Origin of the sequence: Gloeotrichia echinulata CP02 (assembly GCA_038087035.1) — a bacterium.
Classification (GTDB): domain Bacteria; phylum Cyanobacteriota; class Cyanobacteriia; order Cyanobacteriales; family Nostocaceae; genus Gloeotrichia; species Gloeotrichia echinulata.
This window is the reverse complement of sequence record CP051187.1, coordinates 5,789,789-5,807,424: the sequence shown is the minus strand read 5'-3', so window position 1 is coordinate 5,807,424 and position 17,636 is coordinate 5,789,789. Positions and strand designations below refer to the sequence as shown.

The window sequence follows — 17,636 nt, the reverse complement described above, 5'->3', positions numbered from 1 at the left end:
AAACTAATGTTAACACTGTTTTGGGGAACTGTCTCTAACTAGGGATAGATGTAGTTGGATGCTGAATCTCAAAGTAAACCCCCATGTACTTAACACACAAACAACAATGAAAATCTTTCTGCTGCTGAGAACACACCACTAGAACGAAGTATCAGGCACTAATTTCCAGATTAGAGAGCATTCGTACTGGTACAGAGCGATCGCGCAGGTAATTTTTAATTTGGGCGACGCTTAATTCGCCATAATGTAACAGGGAGGCGAGTAGTGCGGCTTCGGCTTTACCTTCAGTCAATGCGGTGTGGATATGTTCACAATTACCTGCACCTCCAGAAGCAACTACAGGAATTTGTACAGCATTAGCGATAGATTTTGTCAACTCGATGTCATAACCGGCTTTAGTGCCGTCAGCATCCATACTTGTTACAAGCAATTCACCAGCACCGCGTTTTTCCACTTCTTGCGCCCAGAGTAAGGCATCTTTGCCTGTGTTTTGTCTGCCACCTCGTACATACACATCCCAACCAGGATTCATGGGGTCTAGTCTTCGTCTAGCATCAATAGCAACAACTATGCACTGATTACCAAAGCGATCGCTTGCCCGATTAATAAAGTCTGGGTCACGTACTGCCGCAGAATTAATACTAACCTTGTCAGCCCCAGCTCGTAACAAACCTTTAACATTTTCTAAGGATTGGATACCACCACCCACAGTCAAGGGAATAAAGACCTGCTCTGCAGTGCGGTACACCACATCAATAATCGTATCCCTGTCTTCATGAGTAGCTGTAATATCCAGAAACACTAACTCATCAGCACCGGCTTCGTTATAAACCTTTGCCAGTTCTACCGGATCACCCGCATCCTGAAGATTAACAAAGTTAACTCCTTTAACAACTCGTCCCGCCTTCACATCCAAGCAAGGTAAGATTCTTTTAGATAACATAACAACTTTTTCACTCCTGGGTAATTGTCCGGAATTTAAATTTTAAATGGGCGCGTGTATTTCAAAAACAAAATTTTGGCAACCGTGATTTCTCGCAGTTTTCCCGCCAAGATGGCGCTGACACAATCCTCAAGTTGAAGTTGATAGCTGAATTATGGCGATTATCTCCTCGAAAAAACAGCCTCAAGAACCCAATGGACAACCAAAGCAGCATCGAGAGTCGGCGAAAGCCTCTCCTAAACCAGACCTTTTGCAAGCTGAAGCCGCTATTGATGAACAAGATAAGCAAGAAGAGAGTATTCGACCCCAGCGATTTGCTGATTACATTGGACAAAAAGACTTAAAGGATGTGCTAGATATTGCAATCATTGCAGCTAAGTCACGGAGTGAAGTGTTGGATCACTTGCTGCTGTACGGGCCGCCGGGATTGGGTAAAACCACAATGGCAATGATTTTAGCATCGGAGATGGGGGTAAACTGCAAAATAACTAGTGCGCCAGCACTAGAACGTCCACGAGATATTGTAGGGCTACTGGTGAACTTAAAACCAGGGGATATTCTGTTTGTCGATGAAATTCATCGTCTTTCGCGCATGACCGAAGAAATTCTTTATCCGGCAATGGAGGATTATCGCTTAGATATTACCATTGGCAAAGGTTCTAGCGCTCGCATCCGCAGTATACCCCTGTCAAAGTTTACCTTAGTCGGTGCCACAACTCGCGCCGGCGCCCTTTCTTCACCACTGCGCGATCGCTTTGGCTTAATTCAAAAACTGCGATTTTACGAAGTTGACGAACTGTGCCAAATTGTCCGACGAACCGCACAATTACTCCAAACCGCGATCGCCGAAGATGGCGCTACAGAAATTGCTCGTCGGGCGCGGGGAACACCACGTATTGCCAATAGATTACTTAAACGAGTCCGTGATTATGCTCAAGTAAAATCCTTGGGTGAAATAAACGAAAGCGTTGCAGCCGAAGCATTGCAACTATTTCAAGTAGACCCATGCGGATTAGATTGGACAGACAGAAAAATGCTGAGTGTGATTATTGAACATTTTAATGGTGGTCCAGTCGGATTAGAAACCATTGCAGCTGCGACCGGAGAAGATACCCAAACCATAGAAGAAGTTTATGAACCTTATTTAATGCAGATAGGCTATTTAAGCCGGACTTCCCGTGGTAGGGTAGCCACAACTGCAGCCTACAAGCATTTAGGCTTTAAGCCGCCTAATGAGCAGTTGTCTTTGCTTTAAAAGGGACACTTCGGCAAGCTCAGTGCATCGCTGGGGACACTTCGGCAAGCTCAGTGCATCGCTGGGGACACTTCGGCAAGCTCAGTGCATCGCTGGGGACTGGGAAGTTTTGATCTCGGAGTTTGGAGTTTCCAGTTCCAAGCCTGAAGTTTCCAGTTCCAAGCCTGAAGTTTCGTGTTCCAAGCCTGAAGTTTCGTGTTCTGAAGCTAAAACTTCTCCCCCAATCCCCAATCCCCAATCCCCAATCCCCATGATTAAGTTAATTAGTATTTTTCTCAGTCTGTTGCTTGTGTTTGGCTGCGGTACACCAGTAGGGGCGCAAGGCCTTGCGCCCCTACCATTGGGACTTGCGCCCCTACCATTGGGATTTACGCCCCTACCATTGGGATTTACGCCCCTACCATTGGGATTTACGCCCCTACCATTGGGATTTACGCCCCTACCATTGGGATTTACGCCCCTACCATTGGGACTTGCGCCCCTACCATCCCCAGGGACTAGCATTACTGAAGAACAGTTAAAACAAGGGGATGAGTTGGCTAATAAAGCGTTTGAGGCGACAAATCAAGGAAATTTTGCCACAGCTGAACGTTATTGGACAGAGATTATTGAAAAATTTCCTACGAATGCTGGAGCATGGAGTAATCGGGGAAATTCGCGGGTAAGTCAGAACAAATTGGAAGCAGCGCTTTTGGATTACAACAAAGCCATTGAACTGGCGTCCAATGTCACCGACCCTTATTTAAATCGGGGTGCGGCGTTGGAAGGTTTAGGAAAATGGTCAGAGGCGATCGCCGATTATAATCATGTTCTAGAACTCGATCCTCAAGATGCGATGGCGTATAACAATCGCGGTAATGCCAAAGCAGGTTTAGGTTCATGGGAAAAAGCGATAAAAGACTACAAAAAATCTTTTGAAATAGCCCCAAATTTTGCCTTCGCCCGTGCTAATTATGCCCTAGCGCTGTATGAAACAGGCGCAAAAGACCAAGCCATCCGCGAAATGCGAAATATTGTCCGCAAATATCCGCAATTTGCTGATATGCGTGCTGCGTTAACAGCTGCGTATTGGGTGAGTGGAAACAAAGGCGAAGCCGAAAGCAATTGGGTAGCAGCTTTTGGACTGGATAATCGCTACAAAGATATCAACTGGGTAGCAAATATCCGCCGTTGGCCTCCTAGTGCGGTGGCTGCTTTGGATAAGTTCTTAAAATTGCAGTAGTTGCATTTTTAGAGGATTTTGGCAACCTACCGTAGAGAGATTTACTGGGTGTGTTTTTTTGTATTAGTTGATTGGTGGCTATTAAGGTAGTATCTGGGTAATCTGAAGTTTTTAGTGGATAAAGGCGGATTCATGTTTCAAAACATTACTGCTCAGATTGATTATTCTGACTCACTTCCATATTTAGCCACAGTCTTAGGCGTTACTACCATAGCGGGAACAATTGGGTGGCGCTGGTGGAAACAAAAGAACACATACAAAGCGCTACAATCACTCCCTTCTCCTCCCAAACACTGGCTGTTAGGAAATCTTCCGCAAATATTAGCAGCAGTGAAACAGAAGAAATTATTCCGGCAAATGTTTGATTGGAGTCAACAACTAGGGCCGATGTATGTGATGTGGAATGGCAGTTCTCCAGTTGTCATTTTAAGTAAGCCAAAAGTTATCGAAGATACCATTGTCAATGGGATGAGAGATGGTAGCTTAATTAGATCTGAGCGATTACGCAAAGCTTGGAACGATATCAGTAGTCCCATTATGCTAGGAGAAACCGGGACTGAGTGGCAGTGGCGACGCAAGGCTTGGAACCCGGAATTCAGTGGTTCTTGCGTACTTAACGTGCTAAATTTTTAATTACAGTCGATAACTTTGTTTTAAAATCAAGGCTTACAGGCGCTTATAGCCAAAATTTTAATCATCAGACCTAAAAGGCAGTAAATAATGGCTGTCATCTTATCCCAGCAAGGAGTTCAAGCTTATTTTTCAACATATTTAGCACGCTAAGTACGCAAGAACCAAACCTCTCTCCTACAAGGAGAGAGGCTTTGAAACCCCCATTCCCTACAAGGGAATGGGGGTTAGGTTTCTGAGCTTTTGGTGTTAGCAATAATACTTTTCAAACATCCTCTTAGACATCGCTTTTACCAAGTAACCCCTCTAAGGTATGATTTTTGTATTATTTTTGCCATCTTGGTAACGTATTTATGCCAACTTTGATGCCTCAAACTACGCTTCCCAACGGGATGAAAATATCTTGCTTGCGGAAAGATGAAGTGCAATTGATGTACCAGGAATTGACATCCTCCCACCACTAATTCGGAGTACCGAATATAGTGGGGGATTCCAAAGATCGCTCTTTGGGTTTCCTCTTTCCACGACCCGACTTACTTGGAGGAGTTTCCCCACCCATACAGAGGTCGATGTCTCCAGAGGCGTTAGTTCCGACGTGACCCGCCGTACTCAATCCTTTTGCTAAAATGTTCCGCGCTGCGTTCCAGTCCCTATCTTGGGTATGCCCACAATGAGGACAAATATGAGTTCTGGTGCTAAGAGTCTTTTTGACAACCTCTCCACAATTAGAGCAATTCTGTGAGGTATAATGTGGTGGAACAGCAACCGTGACAACACCAAACACCTTACCAAAATACTCAACCCATTCACGAAACAGCGACCATGAAGCGTCACTAATCGACTTAGCCAATCGGTGATTTTTCACCATATTCCGCACCATCAAATCCTCATACGCCACGAGGTCGTTAGACTTCACCACGCACCTTGCTGTCTTAACAGCAAAATCTTTACGCTGGCGACTTACTTTGAGGTGTTTACGAGCAAGTTTATTTCTAAACTTAATTCTATTTTGAGAACCTTTTCTAGTCTTAGACATCCGCCGTTGCAAACGCCTCAAGGACTTTTCACTTTTACGAAGATGTCTAGGGTTGGCGACTGTTTCTCCGTTACTATCTGTATAGAAGTGGTTTAACCCCACATCAATACCAATAGTTTTACCAGTTGGTTCTCGCTTTTCTACTCGTTTATGGTCGATGCAAAACTGGCAATAATAGCCATCTGCACGACGCACAACCCGCACCCTTTTAAACTGTTTCTTGTGGTAGAAATGCAGGTCACTGGTTCCCCAGAGTTTGAAAGTTCCCGCTTTAAATCCATCAGAAAAAGTGATATACCTGCGGTCATCAGAAAGTTTCCATCCACAAGTTTTGTACTCAACAGAACCATGTGTTTGTTCTTTCTTAAACTTTGGATATCCCTTTTTTCCTGGCTTATTTTTCTTGCAGTTATCAAAAAACCGAGCAATAGCAGACCACGCTCTTACCCTTCGGGAAGGCTTCGCCAACAGCACTAGCTTGACGAGCCATCGAATTAAGCTTGGCGACCCAAGGAAACTCAATATTAGCCGCAAGTACAGCGCAGAACTTACTGAGGTCGTATCGCCCAATACCCTTGTTATCCATCCAGTATCTAAGGCTGGCATTGCGAACAAAACGGGCAGTTCTAATCGCTTCATCAAGCGCTTGATACTGTCCGTCTTCTCCCTCAAGTTTGGCCTCAAATACCAGCATATTTACGTCATGTACATTAACGTAAACTATAACATGGATTGGCAAAAAACTCAACTGTTCCCTTTCCCTTACTGGCTTACAGCCAGTTGTGGTCGGGGAACGTTTCGTTTTTTACCCTCGATTCATCTCGCCGCCAAATCAAAGATTATGGCGGGAGCCTTCTCTCCGATTTAGGTAAAGTCATACTTAAAACATGGAATTAAGTTGGGTGAGGGTGACACAGTTTTTGATGTGGGAGCCAACATAGGTTTATTTACAATGTTGGTGACTCAACATTGTAACCAAAATGTGCATGTCTATGCTTTTGAGCCTATCCCGGCAATTTTTAAAGTGCTTAACAGCAATGTCGAACGTTTGGCGTTAAAAAGCGTGAAGGTTTTTCCCTGGGGATTGTCCCAGGAATCGAAGACTATGAGCTTCGCATATTATCCCAAAATAACTCTCGGCTCTACTGCATATCCAATCAGTTCTCAGGAGGAACTAGACAAACTCAAGAAAATGACTTTGGCTAATTTCAAAAACTTTCCTGCTTCTATTAGTTGGCTGCGTTGGTTACCAAAGTCTCTATTTTCGCTGATTATCGATCGCAAATTTGCTACGGCTTTTCAAGCAGAGCAAGTTATGTGCCAATTGAAAACCGTATCGCAAATGATTAGAGAGCATAATATCCAGCAGATTGACTTGCTCAAAATAGATGTAGAAAAAAGTGAGATGGATGTGCTGCTAGGTATTGAAAATCAGGATTGGCCAAAGATTAAACAACTGTTTATTGAAGTGCATGATTTAGAGCATCGCATCCAAAAGATTACAGCTTTACTTCAAGAACAGGGTTTTAGTGAGATTAAAGTTGAGCAAGAACCGATTCTCCTGGGTTCTGATATTTTCAGTTTATACGCTTGGCGATCGCCAGAAAATTAAAACAACCTCGTTTACAGCCGTTTTCAGGTAAATATACCATATGGTAGGGGCACAGCAATGCTGTGCCCTGACGATAGATATGATTCCAATGCTTGTAATCAGCTTACCAATTCCTGAATTTGCTCTGGCGTCAACTCCTGCACATTACTCAAAACTATAGCCGCTCCAGCTTTTTGTAATGTCTCACTATAAGCATCACGCCGCGCTGCAGTTTCTTGAACGTGAGGCGGTAAAATACCTACACCAATCCAATTCCTATCTGGTTTCAACTCTCGCGCTTTTTCTACTGTGTACATATCTGCTACAGTATCTCCCATATACACTATTGTTGAATTATTGTCAATATTAGTTTCTAACAGACTAAGAGTGGCAAAAAGTCCTGTGGGGTCTGGTTTACCGGGTGCATCTTCCATCGCAATCAACACCGGCGACTGTAAACCCAAGCGTTTTTCTAAGACATAGGTAGCCGAAGCGCGAGTAGCACCGCTGAAAAAGCCCCAAGGAATCCCTGCTTGTGTTAGTTCTTCTAAATAGCTAGGCTTTAATAATAAGGGTTCATGACAGATATAACCAGTCCAATTGTCGGGGTCAGAGCCTCGGTAACGGGATTGAAAAAAACTCACAATCTCGCTGTAGTCAAGTTGTAATTGCTCACGGGATTGTCCTTGAGATTGAAAGTAGCGGTAAATAAATTCTTGGGATGCTTCCCAATCGTTATTCCAGATACCTTCAGATTTCAACTGGTCAATGTCTAGTGGTGTTGGGCGATAAGCTTGGGCTGTAAACTGCTCTACGGTATCTGCTAGCGCCCGACGATAGGAACCACCGACATCGCGAACAACACCATCAATATCAAAAACTGCGATCGCTTTGTGATTTGTCATTGGTCATTGGTCATTGGTCATTGGTCATTTGTCATTGGTCATTTGTCATTGGTCATTTGTCATTTGTCATTTGTCCCCAGTCCCTAGTCCCCAGTCCCTAGTCCCCAGTCCCCAGTCCCCAGTCCCCAGTCCCCAGTCCCTAGTCCCCAGTCTCCGGTAAAAAATCAGGGTCAAGGACTTGCTCTGGCGTGAATGGAGATTGCTGGGGGAAGGTAGCAAGATGCAATTCGGTTTCATCGGCAGCTAGCAGTCTAGCATGGTCATAACACTCGGAAAACACTTCATAGAAATAGGGTTGGAGGCTAGGACTTTCTACAAAAGCAAGTCTTAGGCGTTTGCGATGTTCCCGAATTGTCGCTCGCCAACTACCAGAACGCTTTTCGGCTTGATATCTATATTTCAATAAATGCATCAGTACCACTTCCAGATTGCTTCTGGTGGCTTTCTTTTCACTGCGGCCCATTGTGGTAAGTTCTTCAATCAAATTCTCTAAATCCAGTTCTGTGAGCCGACCTTGCTGCAGGAGTTCTATATTGGTTTGAATCCACAGATAAAAATCTTGGTCATACAACTGTGAACAAGATGTATTTGGCGATTGGGGTAATTGGGCAGTCATCAGAATTCTTGGGTAGAAACCCCGTCCTTATAGGACGGCTTTGCTTTGATTAGTGACAATTAGTCCAGTTGAACGCTGAATCAATCGCACTTTGTTTTTGCTGAATTGACCTAACCGCTTCCAGTCAGCATCAGAGACAGAAACTTGTTTTTCAGTATCGCCACTTACCCAGCCGCGATAGGTTTTATTACCTTGGGTAGCCTCAACGTAGTCGCCCTTTCGGAAACCGTGACGGGTAACAGTACCGCCGTATTTCCTTCTAATCCCACCTTTTGAGGGAACCATTAGATGAAGTTGGCGGCGCGATATTGGCGGACGACGAATAACTGTAAATGGTGCGGGAGTTACGGTAACATCCCCTTTCCAGCCTCTTGAATGGCGGTCAATGATGCCGTATTTGATGAATACACTGCAAGCGAGCGCTATACCATCTACTGCGTGAGTTGCTGGAATTGCATCGCCTTTTGAGTGTTTCTGTTTTTCTAGTCCCAGTTCCCGCCTAATGTTTGAGGTTTCCCACCCGTTAAGTTCAAAGCAGAAGTCCCAATCGCTGCGGAGATTTTCTAACTGCCATTTTTGACCCACCATTACAGGACTAAATTCCTTATCTCCACGCGCTTTTATTACTTCGTAGACGATGGTAGTGATGGGGTAAATCAGCGATAACTCGTCCAGCACTCTTAGTTCTAATTCTCGATTAGCCAGAATGCTAGGAGGAATACCACGTTGGCGACGATTATCAAATCTTGCTTGACGATGAGCGCGAAGTTTAAACGCTATTTTGCGGTTAATTCTGCGACCCCGGCGACCCCTTCGCATCATGGCGCGTTGCTCCATACGGTCTCGCACGGTTTTAAATGGTAATTGGAGATGCGCTAGCCAGAGGGTAAACTTCGCAGATTGTACCGCCATACCCGTGTATAGCTTTCCTGGGTCAATTCCTACGGCGATAGGCTGGGTATTCTTAGTTTTTAGATAGTGGCGGTTGGTTAGTTGGATTTGGAAAATACCCAGGTCGTTGTGAATGACCTTTGCTTTCCCCTCTTTCAACCAACGTCTTGCTCTGCTAGCCTTTGTAGGCATTAATGGTTTCCCGCTATACGCTAATACTGGTACTCGCAACATGGAGATAATCCTCGGAGTAAAGTAGTAAGTCCCCTCGCCCAACTAATCCAGAATGTCTTGGCATTACCCAACGACTTAACAAAAAGTCTTGCAACTTGTCCGAACTGGGGAAGTATTCGGAGGTGCGTATCAGGATTAGTCTCAATGGGCTAGTCAAACACGTAAGATTTGTTTCTTACAAGCTCCGTACCTTCAGGTCGGAGTTATTGACAAGCATCTCAAAAAGCGCTGACTACAATTTATGATAAACTTTCTAGGTATCAGGAATCTGGGCATCTTCCCTACCTGAGCGTAAATTAGCTTAAGCCAAAAGAAGTATGCCCCCATCTGGTAAGGTATTGGGTTACAATAGGCGATCGCTAAGTTATTAAGCTATGCCCGGATATTCCCCGGAGGTGTGATTGACCAAGTTTATTTTGAAGATTCTTTGGTTAGACGAAAACGTCGCTCTCGCAGTTGATCAGGTTGTAGGCAAAGGCACAAGTCCTTTGACTAAGTACTTTTTCTGGCCTAGGAATGATGCCTGGGAAGAGTTAAAAAAAGAACTTGAATCCAAACACTGGATTACTGACCTTGATCGCGTTGAGTTGCTCAATAAAGCAACAGAAGTGATTAACTACTGGCAAGAAGAAGGCAGAAACCGCCCAATGGCGGAAGCTCAATTGAAGTTTCCTGAAGTTGCCTTTACAGGTAGCGCCTGATATTATCTATTGGGCATTGGGCATTGGGCATGGGGCATGGGGCATGGGGCATGGGGCATAGGGCATAGACTCTTGACCCTTGACTCTTGACAACCTTTAAGGCTGCCATAATTTGATAGTCTTGTCCCTGCTACCGCTAGCAATCAGTTGTCCAACTTGGCTCACAGCAATGGCAGATACGGAGTCTACGTGACCCCATAAAGTAGCAATTTCTTGTGCGGTACTTACTCTCCACAGTTTAACTGTCTGATCCCAACTGGCACTAATCAGCGTTTCGCCATCAGCAGTGAATGCTAATGCTACCACTGACCAGGAATGTCCTGAAAGTGTGGTAATTATCTGACCAGTGTTTACCTCCCACAATTTTATTGTGTTATCGTCGCTACCCGATGCCAAAATTTTGCCATCGGGGCTAAAAGCGATTGTTAAAACCGTCCTAGTATGTCCTGAAAAGGTGCCTAACAAGGTATAATCTAGGCGGTTTTTCAATTCTCTTGCAGGAAGTTGCCACAGGCGAATGGTTCTGTCAAAACTGGCGCTGGCTAAAAGTTCTCCTTGGGGACTAAAGGCTACTGAACTTACTTGTAATTGATGTCCAGTCAGGGTACAAATTTCTTGGCTTGTATTTACATCCCAGAGTTTGACGGTTTTATCCCAACTCCCACTAGCCAAAATTTGCCCATCTGGACTGAAAGCTACTGATTTAACTGCATTTGTGTGACCGAGTAGGGTAAAAATTTCTAGGAATGTGTTGAGATTCCACAATTTGATAGTTTGATCGTCGCTACCTGTTGCTAAAGTTTGCCCATCTGGACTAAAAGCTACAGATTTTACGGCTTGAGTATGTCCTCTGGGGCTAGTTAGCAGTTTTTTGCTGTTTAAGTCCCATAATCTCATGATTTTGTCATCGTCACCACTGGCGAGGGTGTTACCATCAGGGCTGATGGCTAGGGCATTGATACTAGCAGATATACCGGAAAATCTACTTATTGTATGTATGCATTGCCACTGTGGATGAATTGGGAATTTTGCACCGCTGATAGACTCTACAGTTATTGCTGGGTAACTGTATGTATTGGCGATACCCATTGTTTGCATGACTTCATCGGCTGTTTGAAAGCGTTGGGTAAGGGGATTTTGTAGAAGTTTATTGAGGATTTGCGTCAGGCGGTTACTGACTCTGGTGGTAAGATACTGTTGCCACACCCAGCAATCGTTAGCAATATCAAATAAATCAAAGGGCGGAATCTGGGTAAGTAGGTGAATGCAAGTTACACCTAGGCTGTAAAGGTCACTCGCAAAAACTGGTTTTCCCTGGGCTTGTTCTGGGGCGATATATTCTGGACTACCAACACTATTTTCAACAGTTAGCTGGTTAATTGCGCTGGTAATTATAGCCGCGCCAAAATCGACTAAGACGAGATTTCCGGGGGATGTACGAATAATATTTTCTGGTTTAATATCGCGGTGGATGAGATGGCGATCGCTAATCAATTTAATAACTGGTAATATATTCTCTAAAAGTTGCCAAATTTGAGTTTCACTAAATGTTCCCTCTTCTGCCAATAAGGTAGTCAAATTAGCGCCAGCAATAAACTCCTGCACCAAATAAAAATACTGATCATCTTGGAAGTGTGCAAGTAAAGCGGGAATTTGTGGATGCTGTCCTAGTTCCTCTAGCAACTGCGCCTTTTGCACAAAGGCTGCTGGTGTTTGGTTGTCATTAGAAAGTTGTTGAACAACACAAGGAACTGGGGGAAATTCGCCCTCGTCTACACCGAGGTAGGTTTTACAGAATCCACCTCTACCAATTAACTTGAGTAAGCGATAACGTTCGTGTAAGAAATTCAAAATTTTTTATCTTCCGAAATTAACAAAACATCCTCTTAACCAAATCTATGATTGCATCTGCTGGGCGCAGGTAGATACTTGATTGAGACTTTATCCTGGAGTTTAAAGAATTGGTATGACATCGGAATATTTTATTTAGATTAATTTAATGTTATTTTTTATACTAATTTGTGAAAACTAAAAACACAAATAAGACACTTAGAGACTGACAAGGAAAAAAATGTCCAATTTGGAGGGTACGTCATAAAACCAGAAAAATGATATGCTTTCAAGATTTTAGGTCTGACGCACTCTACCCTCACTCGGAATATTAGATAGTAAACTTTGAAACAATATATGGAAAATTTTCAGTATAAATATTTATTCTATTACAAAAATCTATCAATTGCAATATTTTGTAATATTTAATACATTTTTGCCTGTTGACAAATTTAGAAAATTGTCTAATTATAACGAAATAATGAATCATAAACAACGCTTTTTAGCATAAAAGGCGTAGGTTGGCAATTTCATTGATGAACATTTTATCAAGTGGAGGATTACCATGTTATTTAAAGTAACAGGAAGAGTTTACGAAGCTGAAAGCGGAGCAGGACTTAATAATTTAGTTGTCGAAGCATTTGATAAAGATATTTTGAAGAATGATAAATTAGGGCAAACACAAACTGATAATGATGGCAACTTTGAAATTACTTACACGGAAGCAAATTTCAAAAATGCATTAGAAATATTTGAAGGTAATCCCGATTTATATATCATCGTCAAAAACCCTGAAATTTCCGAAATTTTTTACAGCAGTGAAAAGAATATTCGCAATGATGCAAGCAATAACGAACATTTTGATATAGCCATTCCCAAAGCTACTTTACTTGCTTATCAACAAAAATCTTTACAAAAGAATAAGGAATTGTTCAAAATTCTGGTTGGAATGGCTTGGCTTGATGGTGTACTCGAACCCGGAGAAAAAGAATATTTAGCCAAAGTTGCAACCCAAAAAGGCTTGGCTGAAGATGCAGAGATTCAAGGTTTATTATCCGACAGCAAGCCAGTACAACCCCAAGAGTGCTTTGATTGGTTACAAGCTTATTTAGGAGAAAATCCCAGTCCGCAAAAATTCGCTACACTAGACGAAGTTCTAGAAAGCTTAGTGACAAGTGATGGGGTAATTGACGAACGGGAAAAAGAACTCTTAGCAGCTTTTGCTGACAAAAATACTCGCCAAACGGCTCTCCAGAAACGTTTAGCCAGTATCTTCCTCGATCCTAATTTCCTGGCTAAAGTGACTCCTGATACCCCCGACTCACCAGAAATAGCCGGAAAAAACCTCAAAAAAGGCTTCGCTTATGCTCGCGTTCCCCAAGCAATTTTTAGTAAAATTACAGCATCACAGTCAGACCCAAAAGTCAAAGAAGAATTAGCCCATCGCTTCTTAACCTCCAACTTCGCACCGGTTCATCAAGAAATTACGGCAGACAACCTAGAAGTCATTGGTAAACTACCACAAGAATTGTCGGGAATGTTTTTTCGGATTGGGCCGAACCCCCATTTCTTCCCCTTGGATCTGTATCATTGGTTTGATGGGGATGGCATGATTCACGGAGTACACATTCTTGACGGCACAGCCAGTTATCGTAACCGTTACGTTCGTACCGAAGGGTTTAAGATCGAAGAAAAAGAAGGTCAAGCAATTTGGCCAGGGTTACTCAATCTCCCTCGCTTCGATCAACCTCACGGGTTCATGATGAAAAATGTCGCCAATACTGCTCTAGTTTGGCATCATGGACGGTTGCTCGCTCTTTGGGAAGGAGGAGAACCGTATGAACTGAGCGTTCCCGATTTAGAAACTGTTGGCCCTTATACCTTTAATGGACAGTTGACGTTCCCCTTCACCGCTCACCCAAAGGTCGATGCTAAAACCGGGGAAATGATCTTCTTTGGCTATCAACCTCTAACTAAACCCTACGTTCAATATGGCATCGTCTCACCAGAAGGAAAAATTGTCAAAACCATACCCATTGACATTCCTTCGCCGATCAGTATGCATGATTTCGCCATTACTGAAAAATACACGATTTTCATGGATATGCCTCTAGCCCTCAAGCCGATGCGAATCATGCAAGGTAAAATACCCCTCGTTTTTGAACGCAATAAACCCAGTCGTTTTGGAATTATCCCTCGACATGGGGGAGAAATGCGCTGGTTTACTGTGCCAAACTGTATGGTTTATCACGTCGTCAACGCCTACGAAGAGGGTAACGAGGTGATTTTAGTCGCATATCGCATGGATTGGACGCAACTATTTATCCCTGACAAAGAAAATCCTGTTGATTTTGACAGCACTAACAGCTCGGCGACAAAACTTGAACCAGAACTCACTAAATTGTATCGTTGGCGGTTTAATCTATCTACTGGTCAAGTTCAAGAGGAAATGCTTGACGACGAAGTTTGTGAGTTTCCCCGCATCAACGATAACTTAATCGGACGCAAGATGCGCTATGTGTATGCGGGAATTGGCGCCATGTACATGGAACGACCACTATTTGATGGAGTCAAGAAGTATGACTTAGAAGCAGGAACAGCGCAATCTTATCATTTTGGCCGTGGACGCTTTGGTGGTGAATGTGTGTTCGCACCGCGTCCAGGTAGCAAAGCTGAAGATGAGGGATGGGTATTAACCTATATTCACGATTCTATTACCAAGCGCTCGGAATTGATTATTTTGGATGCTCAGAATATCACCGCTGAACCTGTCGCTCGCCTAATTATCCCCCAACGAGTTCCCTTTGGTTTCCATTGTGAGTGGGTGAGGAACTGTAACTTAATTACTACCCACATGTAGACATTACTGGACAAAAATGGGGAGTATTTGCTCACGCTAACCCTATTCTGATATTCTGAGAGTAGGTAAAGCCGCCGTCAAATCGGATGTTTTGCAGTACTTTATCTATTTTTTAGCCAAGACAACTTCAACAGTTGAATCTATAGGCTTAATCCAGCTAGAAAAGTAATCCCCAATTTGTTTGAGGGGATAGAGGGATTGCCGTTTATCCCTGTAGTTTTAGGACTTTGGACTTTGATTACAAACGTAGTTGTCTAGTATTGTCTATTCTTGGGTAGCTTTGTCCAGATTTCTATGAACGGTTTCTTCTGAGAAAATAGCAACCACTAACAGATAAAATTGAACAAAAATGTTGAGCGCAGTCCCTACCTATAAGGAAGTTTAGGTAGGGTTAGCGAAACCCAGGGTACGTGGTACAATACAGTTGGTACGGTAAAAGGTAAAACCTGGAGACACGACCATTTTTATATTAGTAATTATTAGTTTTGTTCCTAATATTACTAACATTTTTACTAGAGTGTATGCGCGGAGCGCAGGCTTCGCCAACGTAGGCAAAAGTTCCAACGACACACTGAGAACGCCAGTTTTTCTGGTAACGCTATTTTTAGCGCAAAGTTTCCCCAACTATATTGCCTTTATTGTTGGGGTGCGTTCAAAAAGAAGCAAGGGAGCAGGGAGCAGGGGCGCAAGGCCTTGCTCCCTTACCCTGTGGTCTGTTTACCTAAAAATGGCTGTAATTGGAAATCCGTTAGGGAGTGTGAACTTTCGGTAAATCTACAACTATCGGCGGAATACCATTTTGTGACGTGGATTGGCTTTTAACTACTGCTTGGGTATGCAATGGTGTTGGTGTCACTTCGCCTTGCTTACCGGTTTGATTCCATAAAATCATCGAAAGTAACCCATCGACCAAGCCGTTGGTGCTACCGTTGCTACCACCAACCAGGATATCTGGTATCAATCGGACGTTGCGATCGCCGATAATTTGCATCAGCTGCATTGCTGTATAACCTTGTGTTCCCAAGGCTTCCACACCAGTGCGGTAGGTTTCAGCTTTGGCGTTACCTGTGGCACGGATACCTTCAGCCTCCGCAATTGCCCGTAGTTTTGTGGACTCGGCTTGACCATTAGCTTGCTTAATTTCGGCTTGGGCTTTGAGTTCGGCAATTTGTACACTCTGCTCGGATTTCACCATTTCTTGCTGAATATCAGCCAATGCTGTCTCCCTTACTAGTTGTTGGCGTTGGGTTTGCGCCATTTGCTGCACTTCATAGGTTTTGCGTTGTTCTTCGGCAATTTTCCGGTCTGTCTGTGTCTGCATTAAGGACGCTGGCGGCTGAATATCACCGATGAGGGTGTCGATCGCTTGCACGTCATAAGCCCGCAGTGCTGTTTTAATATACTCAGCGGCTTCCGATTGGCGTTCGCTTCGGGCAGTGAGAAAGTCTAGTACAGTATAGTCTTGGGCGGAGTTGCGGAAATAGTTACCGATGGTCGGTTCTAATACATGGTCTACCAGATTTTGCATGGCACCAACGCGAGAAATTACCTTTGGCGCATCTAAAGCACCCACATGGATAATTTGCGCTACTTCTAAATCAAAGGCAAACCCATCACGCGATCGCACTGTCAGGGAAGCTAGTTTAGCATCATAGCTGTGGCGTTCGGTGCGACCTGACCAGTTTAAAACAATGTTGGTCGTAGGCACCAATTCAATTTTCATAATCCGGGAATTAATCGGGTGCTTACCAGGATAAAGTGGTTCTACCCACACGCCCTTATGTCCCTGATTCACCAAGTTACCGTGGGTGAAGGCTGCACCACTGACATCTTGATGGGCTTTCCCCACGAAAGAAATGACCACGCCCACATAGCCAATGGGAATTTCTGTCATTGGGACTTGTTCAACCTGGACAAACCAAGGATTCAGGTTCCAGGAACCAGAAAGTAGAATTTGCTCTTGCAAACCCCGTCTTCCACCGCCATCAATAAATTTCTGACCACTTTGGAAGTTATCATGTCCACCAATTATCGGACCTGCAAGTTCACCACCGGGAATTGGTAAACCATCCAAGGTAGTGACAATCCCAACTTTATCGGCGGCTAGATTATACACCCGCAACTGTTCTGGATTCATGCCGTGAGCGCTGGCGTTTGATGCCATAATCACTTTAAACAGGGCGGTGTTGATGCGGTATGTACCCGCTGTGAGAAAACCCATTTGCCGACCTTTTTCGCCACCGTGGGTGAGGAATTTCCGCGCATCTTGAAAGTTATCACAATCGACGATTTTGCCCAAAATCCGCTCTGGCGGGTTGGAAGCCCCATCTGCAGCCACAATCAGGGCGATTTCCCCTTGAGGGACAACAACCACCTGCTCTTTGCGAACTGAGTACTGCCAAGGCCAATAACCCCAGTGCCAACCAGGCGCGAGAGTATCCGCTTGCAAACCTGCTTCACCATTGAGAGCAATTAATCCTCCAGATGGGATTCCACGCCCGGAAAGGGTGAATTTTCTCACCACAATACCTACTTCCCGTTCACCAATGACGACCAATCCGCCAAAGAACAGGGTACCAAAGATGATCACACCACCAAAAAGCACAATGGGGATGATTATCCCAGGAGACAGTTCCATCGCCTGATATTGAGGCTTGTTGGTTTGTAACTGGGCAATGACTGGTTTTGTTTGATTTAGTTGGACTGATACAGGGCTATTTTGTTTTGCAGTAGCTGTTTTTACGGGAGTAGCATTAGCAGAATTAATACTTACCACCAGTGCCAATGTACCGACTATAGAAGCTGCAAAATGACCGAATTTATTCTGATTGCGCTTACCAAGAGAACATGAATAACTTTTCATAATTTTTGCCCTTCTGGGCAACTAATTATCTAAGTTATCACTACACTTTGGTGATGTCA

General features: G+C 43.9%; 12 protein-coding genes and 1 pseudogene. 6 read left to right on the top strand and 7 right to left on the bottom strand.

What is annotated here, in order from left to right; genetic code table 11:
- Positions 1–151 precede the first annotated feature (151 nt).
- Positions 152–943, bottom strand: coding sequence for an imidazole glycerol phosphate synthase subunit HisF (hisF, locus tag HEQ19_25755; protein WYM02378.1), 792 nt, complete (start codon positions 941–943; stop codon positions 152–154).
- Positions 944–1,097: 154 nt separating this feature from the next.
- Here hisF and ruvB point away from each other — a divergent pair, with 154 nt between their 5' ends.
- The 3 genes from ruvB (at position 1,098) to HEQ19_25740 (ending at position 4,053) form a co-directional block, all read left to right on the top strand.
- Positions 1,098–2,198, top strand: a complete 1,101-nt coding sequence (gene ruvB, locus HEQ19_25750) for a Holliday junction branch migration DNA helicase RuvB (GenBank protein ID WYM02377.1) — start codon at positions 1,098–1,100, stop codon at positions 2,196–2,198.
- Positions 2,199–2,664: 466 nt separating this feature from the next.
- On the top strand, positions 2,665–3,420 hold the full coding sequence (locus HEQ19_25745) for a tetratricopeptide repeat protein (GenBank protein WYM03624.2): 756 nt from the start codon (positions 2,665–2,667) through the stop codon (positions 3,418–3,420).
- Between the two features lie 132 nt (positions 3,421–3,552).
- Positions 3,553–4,053, top strand: coding sequence for a cytochrome P450 (locus tag HEQ19_25740; protein ID WZI67022.1), 501 nt, complete (start codon positions 3,553–3,555; stop codon positions 4,051–4,053).
- Positions 4,054–4,510: 457 nt separating this feature from the next.
- On the opposite strand, the pseudogene HEQ19_25735 reads toward HEQ19_25740, so the two are convergent.
- Positions 4,511–5,780, bottom strand: a pseudogene (locus HEQ19_25735) (transposase).
- A gap of 258 nt (positions 5,781–6,038) precedes the next feature.
- Here HEQ19_25735 and HEQ19_25730 point away from each other — a divergent pair.
- Entirely contained in the window at positions 6,039–6,698 is a 660-nt protein-coding gene (locus HEQ19_25730; GenBank protein WZI67021.1) for an FkbM family methyltransferase, read from the top strand.
- Between the two features lie 98 nt (positions 6,699–6,796).
- Here HEQ19_25730 and HEQ19_25725 read toward each other — a convergent pair whose 3' ends face one another.
- The 3 genes from HEQ19_25725 to HEQ19_25715 all read right to left on the bottom strand — a co-directional run bounded on the left by HEQ19_25725 (position 6,797) and on the right by HEQ19_25715 (position 9,281).
- On the bottom strand, positions 6,797–7,582 hold the full coding sequence (locus tag HEQ19_25725) for a TIGR01548 family HAD-type hydrolase (GenBank protein ID WYM02376.1): 786 nt from the start codon (positions 7,580–7,582) through the stop codon (positions 6,797–6,799).
- 139 nt (positions 7,583–7,721) lie between these two features.
- Entirely contained in the window at positions 7,722–8,198 is a 477-nt protein-coding gene (locus tag HEQ19_25720; GenBank protein WYM02375.1) for a DUF29 domain-containing protein, read from the bottom strand.
- Positions 8,199–8,225: 27 nt separating this feature from the next.
- Positions 8,226–9,281, bottom strand: coding sequence for an RRXRR domain-containing protein (locus HEQ19_25715; protein ID WYM02374.2), 1,056 nt, complete (start codon positions 9,279–9,281; stop codon positions 8,226–8,228).
- Between the two features lie 443 nt (positions 9,282–9,724).
- Here HEQ19_25715 and HEQ19_25710 point away from each other — a divergent pair, with 443 nt between their 5' ends.
- The gene (locus HEQ19_25710) at positions 9,725–10,024 is read left to right on the top strand and encodes a 30S ribosomal protein PSRP-3 (GenBank protein ID WYM02373.1); all 300 of its coding nucleotides are present in this window, start codon (positions 9,725–9,727) and stop codon (positions 10,022–10,024) included.
- Positions 10,025–10,120: 96 nt separating this feature from the next.
- On the opposite strand, the gene HEQ19_25705 is transcribed toward HEQ19_25710, so the two are convergent.
- Positions 10,121–11,878: a serine/threonine-protein kinase gene (locus HEQ19_25705; protein ID WYM03623.1), complete on the bottom strand. Its 1,758-nt coding sequence runs from the start codon at positions 11,876–11,878 to the stop codon at positions 10,121–10,123.
- A gap of 541 nt (positions 11,879–12,419) precedes the next feature.
- Between HEQ19_25705 and HEQ19_31355 the strand changes: the two genes are divergently transcribed.
- Positions 12,420–14,714, top strand: coding sequence for a carotenoid oxygenase family protein (locus HEQ19_31355; protein WZI67020.1), 2,295 nt, complete (start codon positions 12,420–12,422; stop codon positions 14,712–14,714).
- A 748-nt stretch (positions 14,715–15,462) separates the two neighbouring features.
- Here the strand turns inward: HEQ19_31355 and HEQ19_25695 are convergent.
- Positions 15,463–17,577 carry a flotillin family protein gene (locus HEQ19_25695; GenBank protein ID WYM02372.1) on the bottom strand — a complete coding sequence of 705 codons (2,115 nt, stop codon included), beginning with the start codon at positions 17,575–17,577 and terminating at the stop codon, positions 15,463–15,465.
- Positions 17,578–17,636 lie beyond the last annotated feature (59 nt).

Excerpts from the sequence above, each read along its gene's own strand:
- hisF (WYM02378.1), bottom strand. The coding sequence starts at position 943 with ATGTTATCTAAAAGAATCTTACCTTGCTTGGATGTGAAGGCGGGACGA.
- ruvB (WYM02377.1), top strand. The coding sequence starts at position 1,098 with ATGGCGATTATCTCCTCGAAAAAACAGCCTCAAGAACCCAATGGACAA.
- HEQ19_25740 (WZI67022.1), top strand. The coding sequence starts at position 3,553 with ATGTTTCAAAACATTACTGCTCAGATTGATTATTCTGACTCACTTCCA.
- HEQ19_25730 (WZI67021.1), top strand. The coding sequence starts at position 6,039 with ATGTTGGTGACTCAACATTGTAACCAAAATGTGCATGTCTATGCTTTT.
- HEQ19_25725 (WYM02376.1), bottom strand. The coding sequence starts at position 7,582 with ATGACAAATCACAAAGCGATCGCAGTTTTTGATATTGATGGTGTTGTT.
- HEQ19_25720 (WYM02375.1), bottom strand. The coding sequence starts at position 8,198 with ATGACTGCCCAATTACCCCAATCGCCAAATACATCTTGTTCACAGTTG.
- HEQ19_25715 (WYM02374.2), bottom strand. The coding sequence starts at position 9,281 with ATGCCTACAAAGGCTAGCAGAGCAAGACGTTGGTTGAAAGAGGGGAAA.
- HEQ19_31355 (WZI67020.1), top strand. The coding sequence starts at position 12,420 with ATGTTATTTAAAGTAACAGGAAGAGTTTACGAAGCTGAAAGCGGAGCA.
- HEQ19_25695 (WYM02372.1), bottom strand. The coding sequence starts at position 17,577 with ATGAAAAGTTATTCATGTTCTCTTGGTAAGCGCAATCAGAATAAATTC.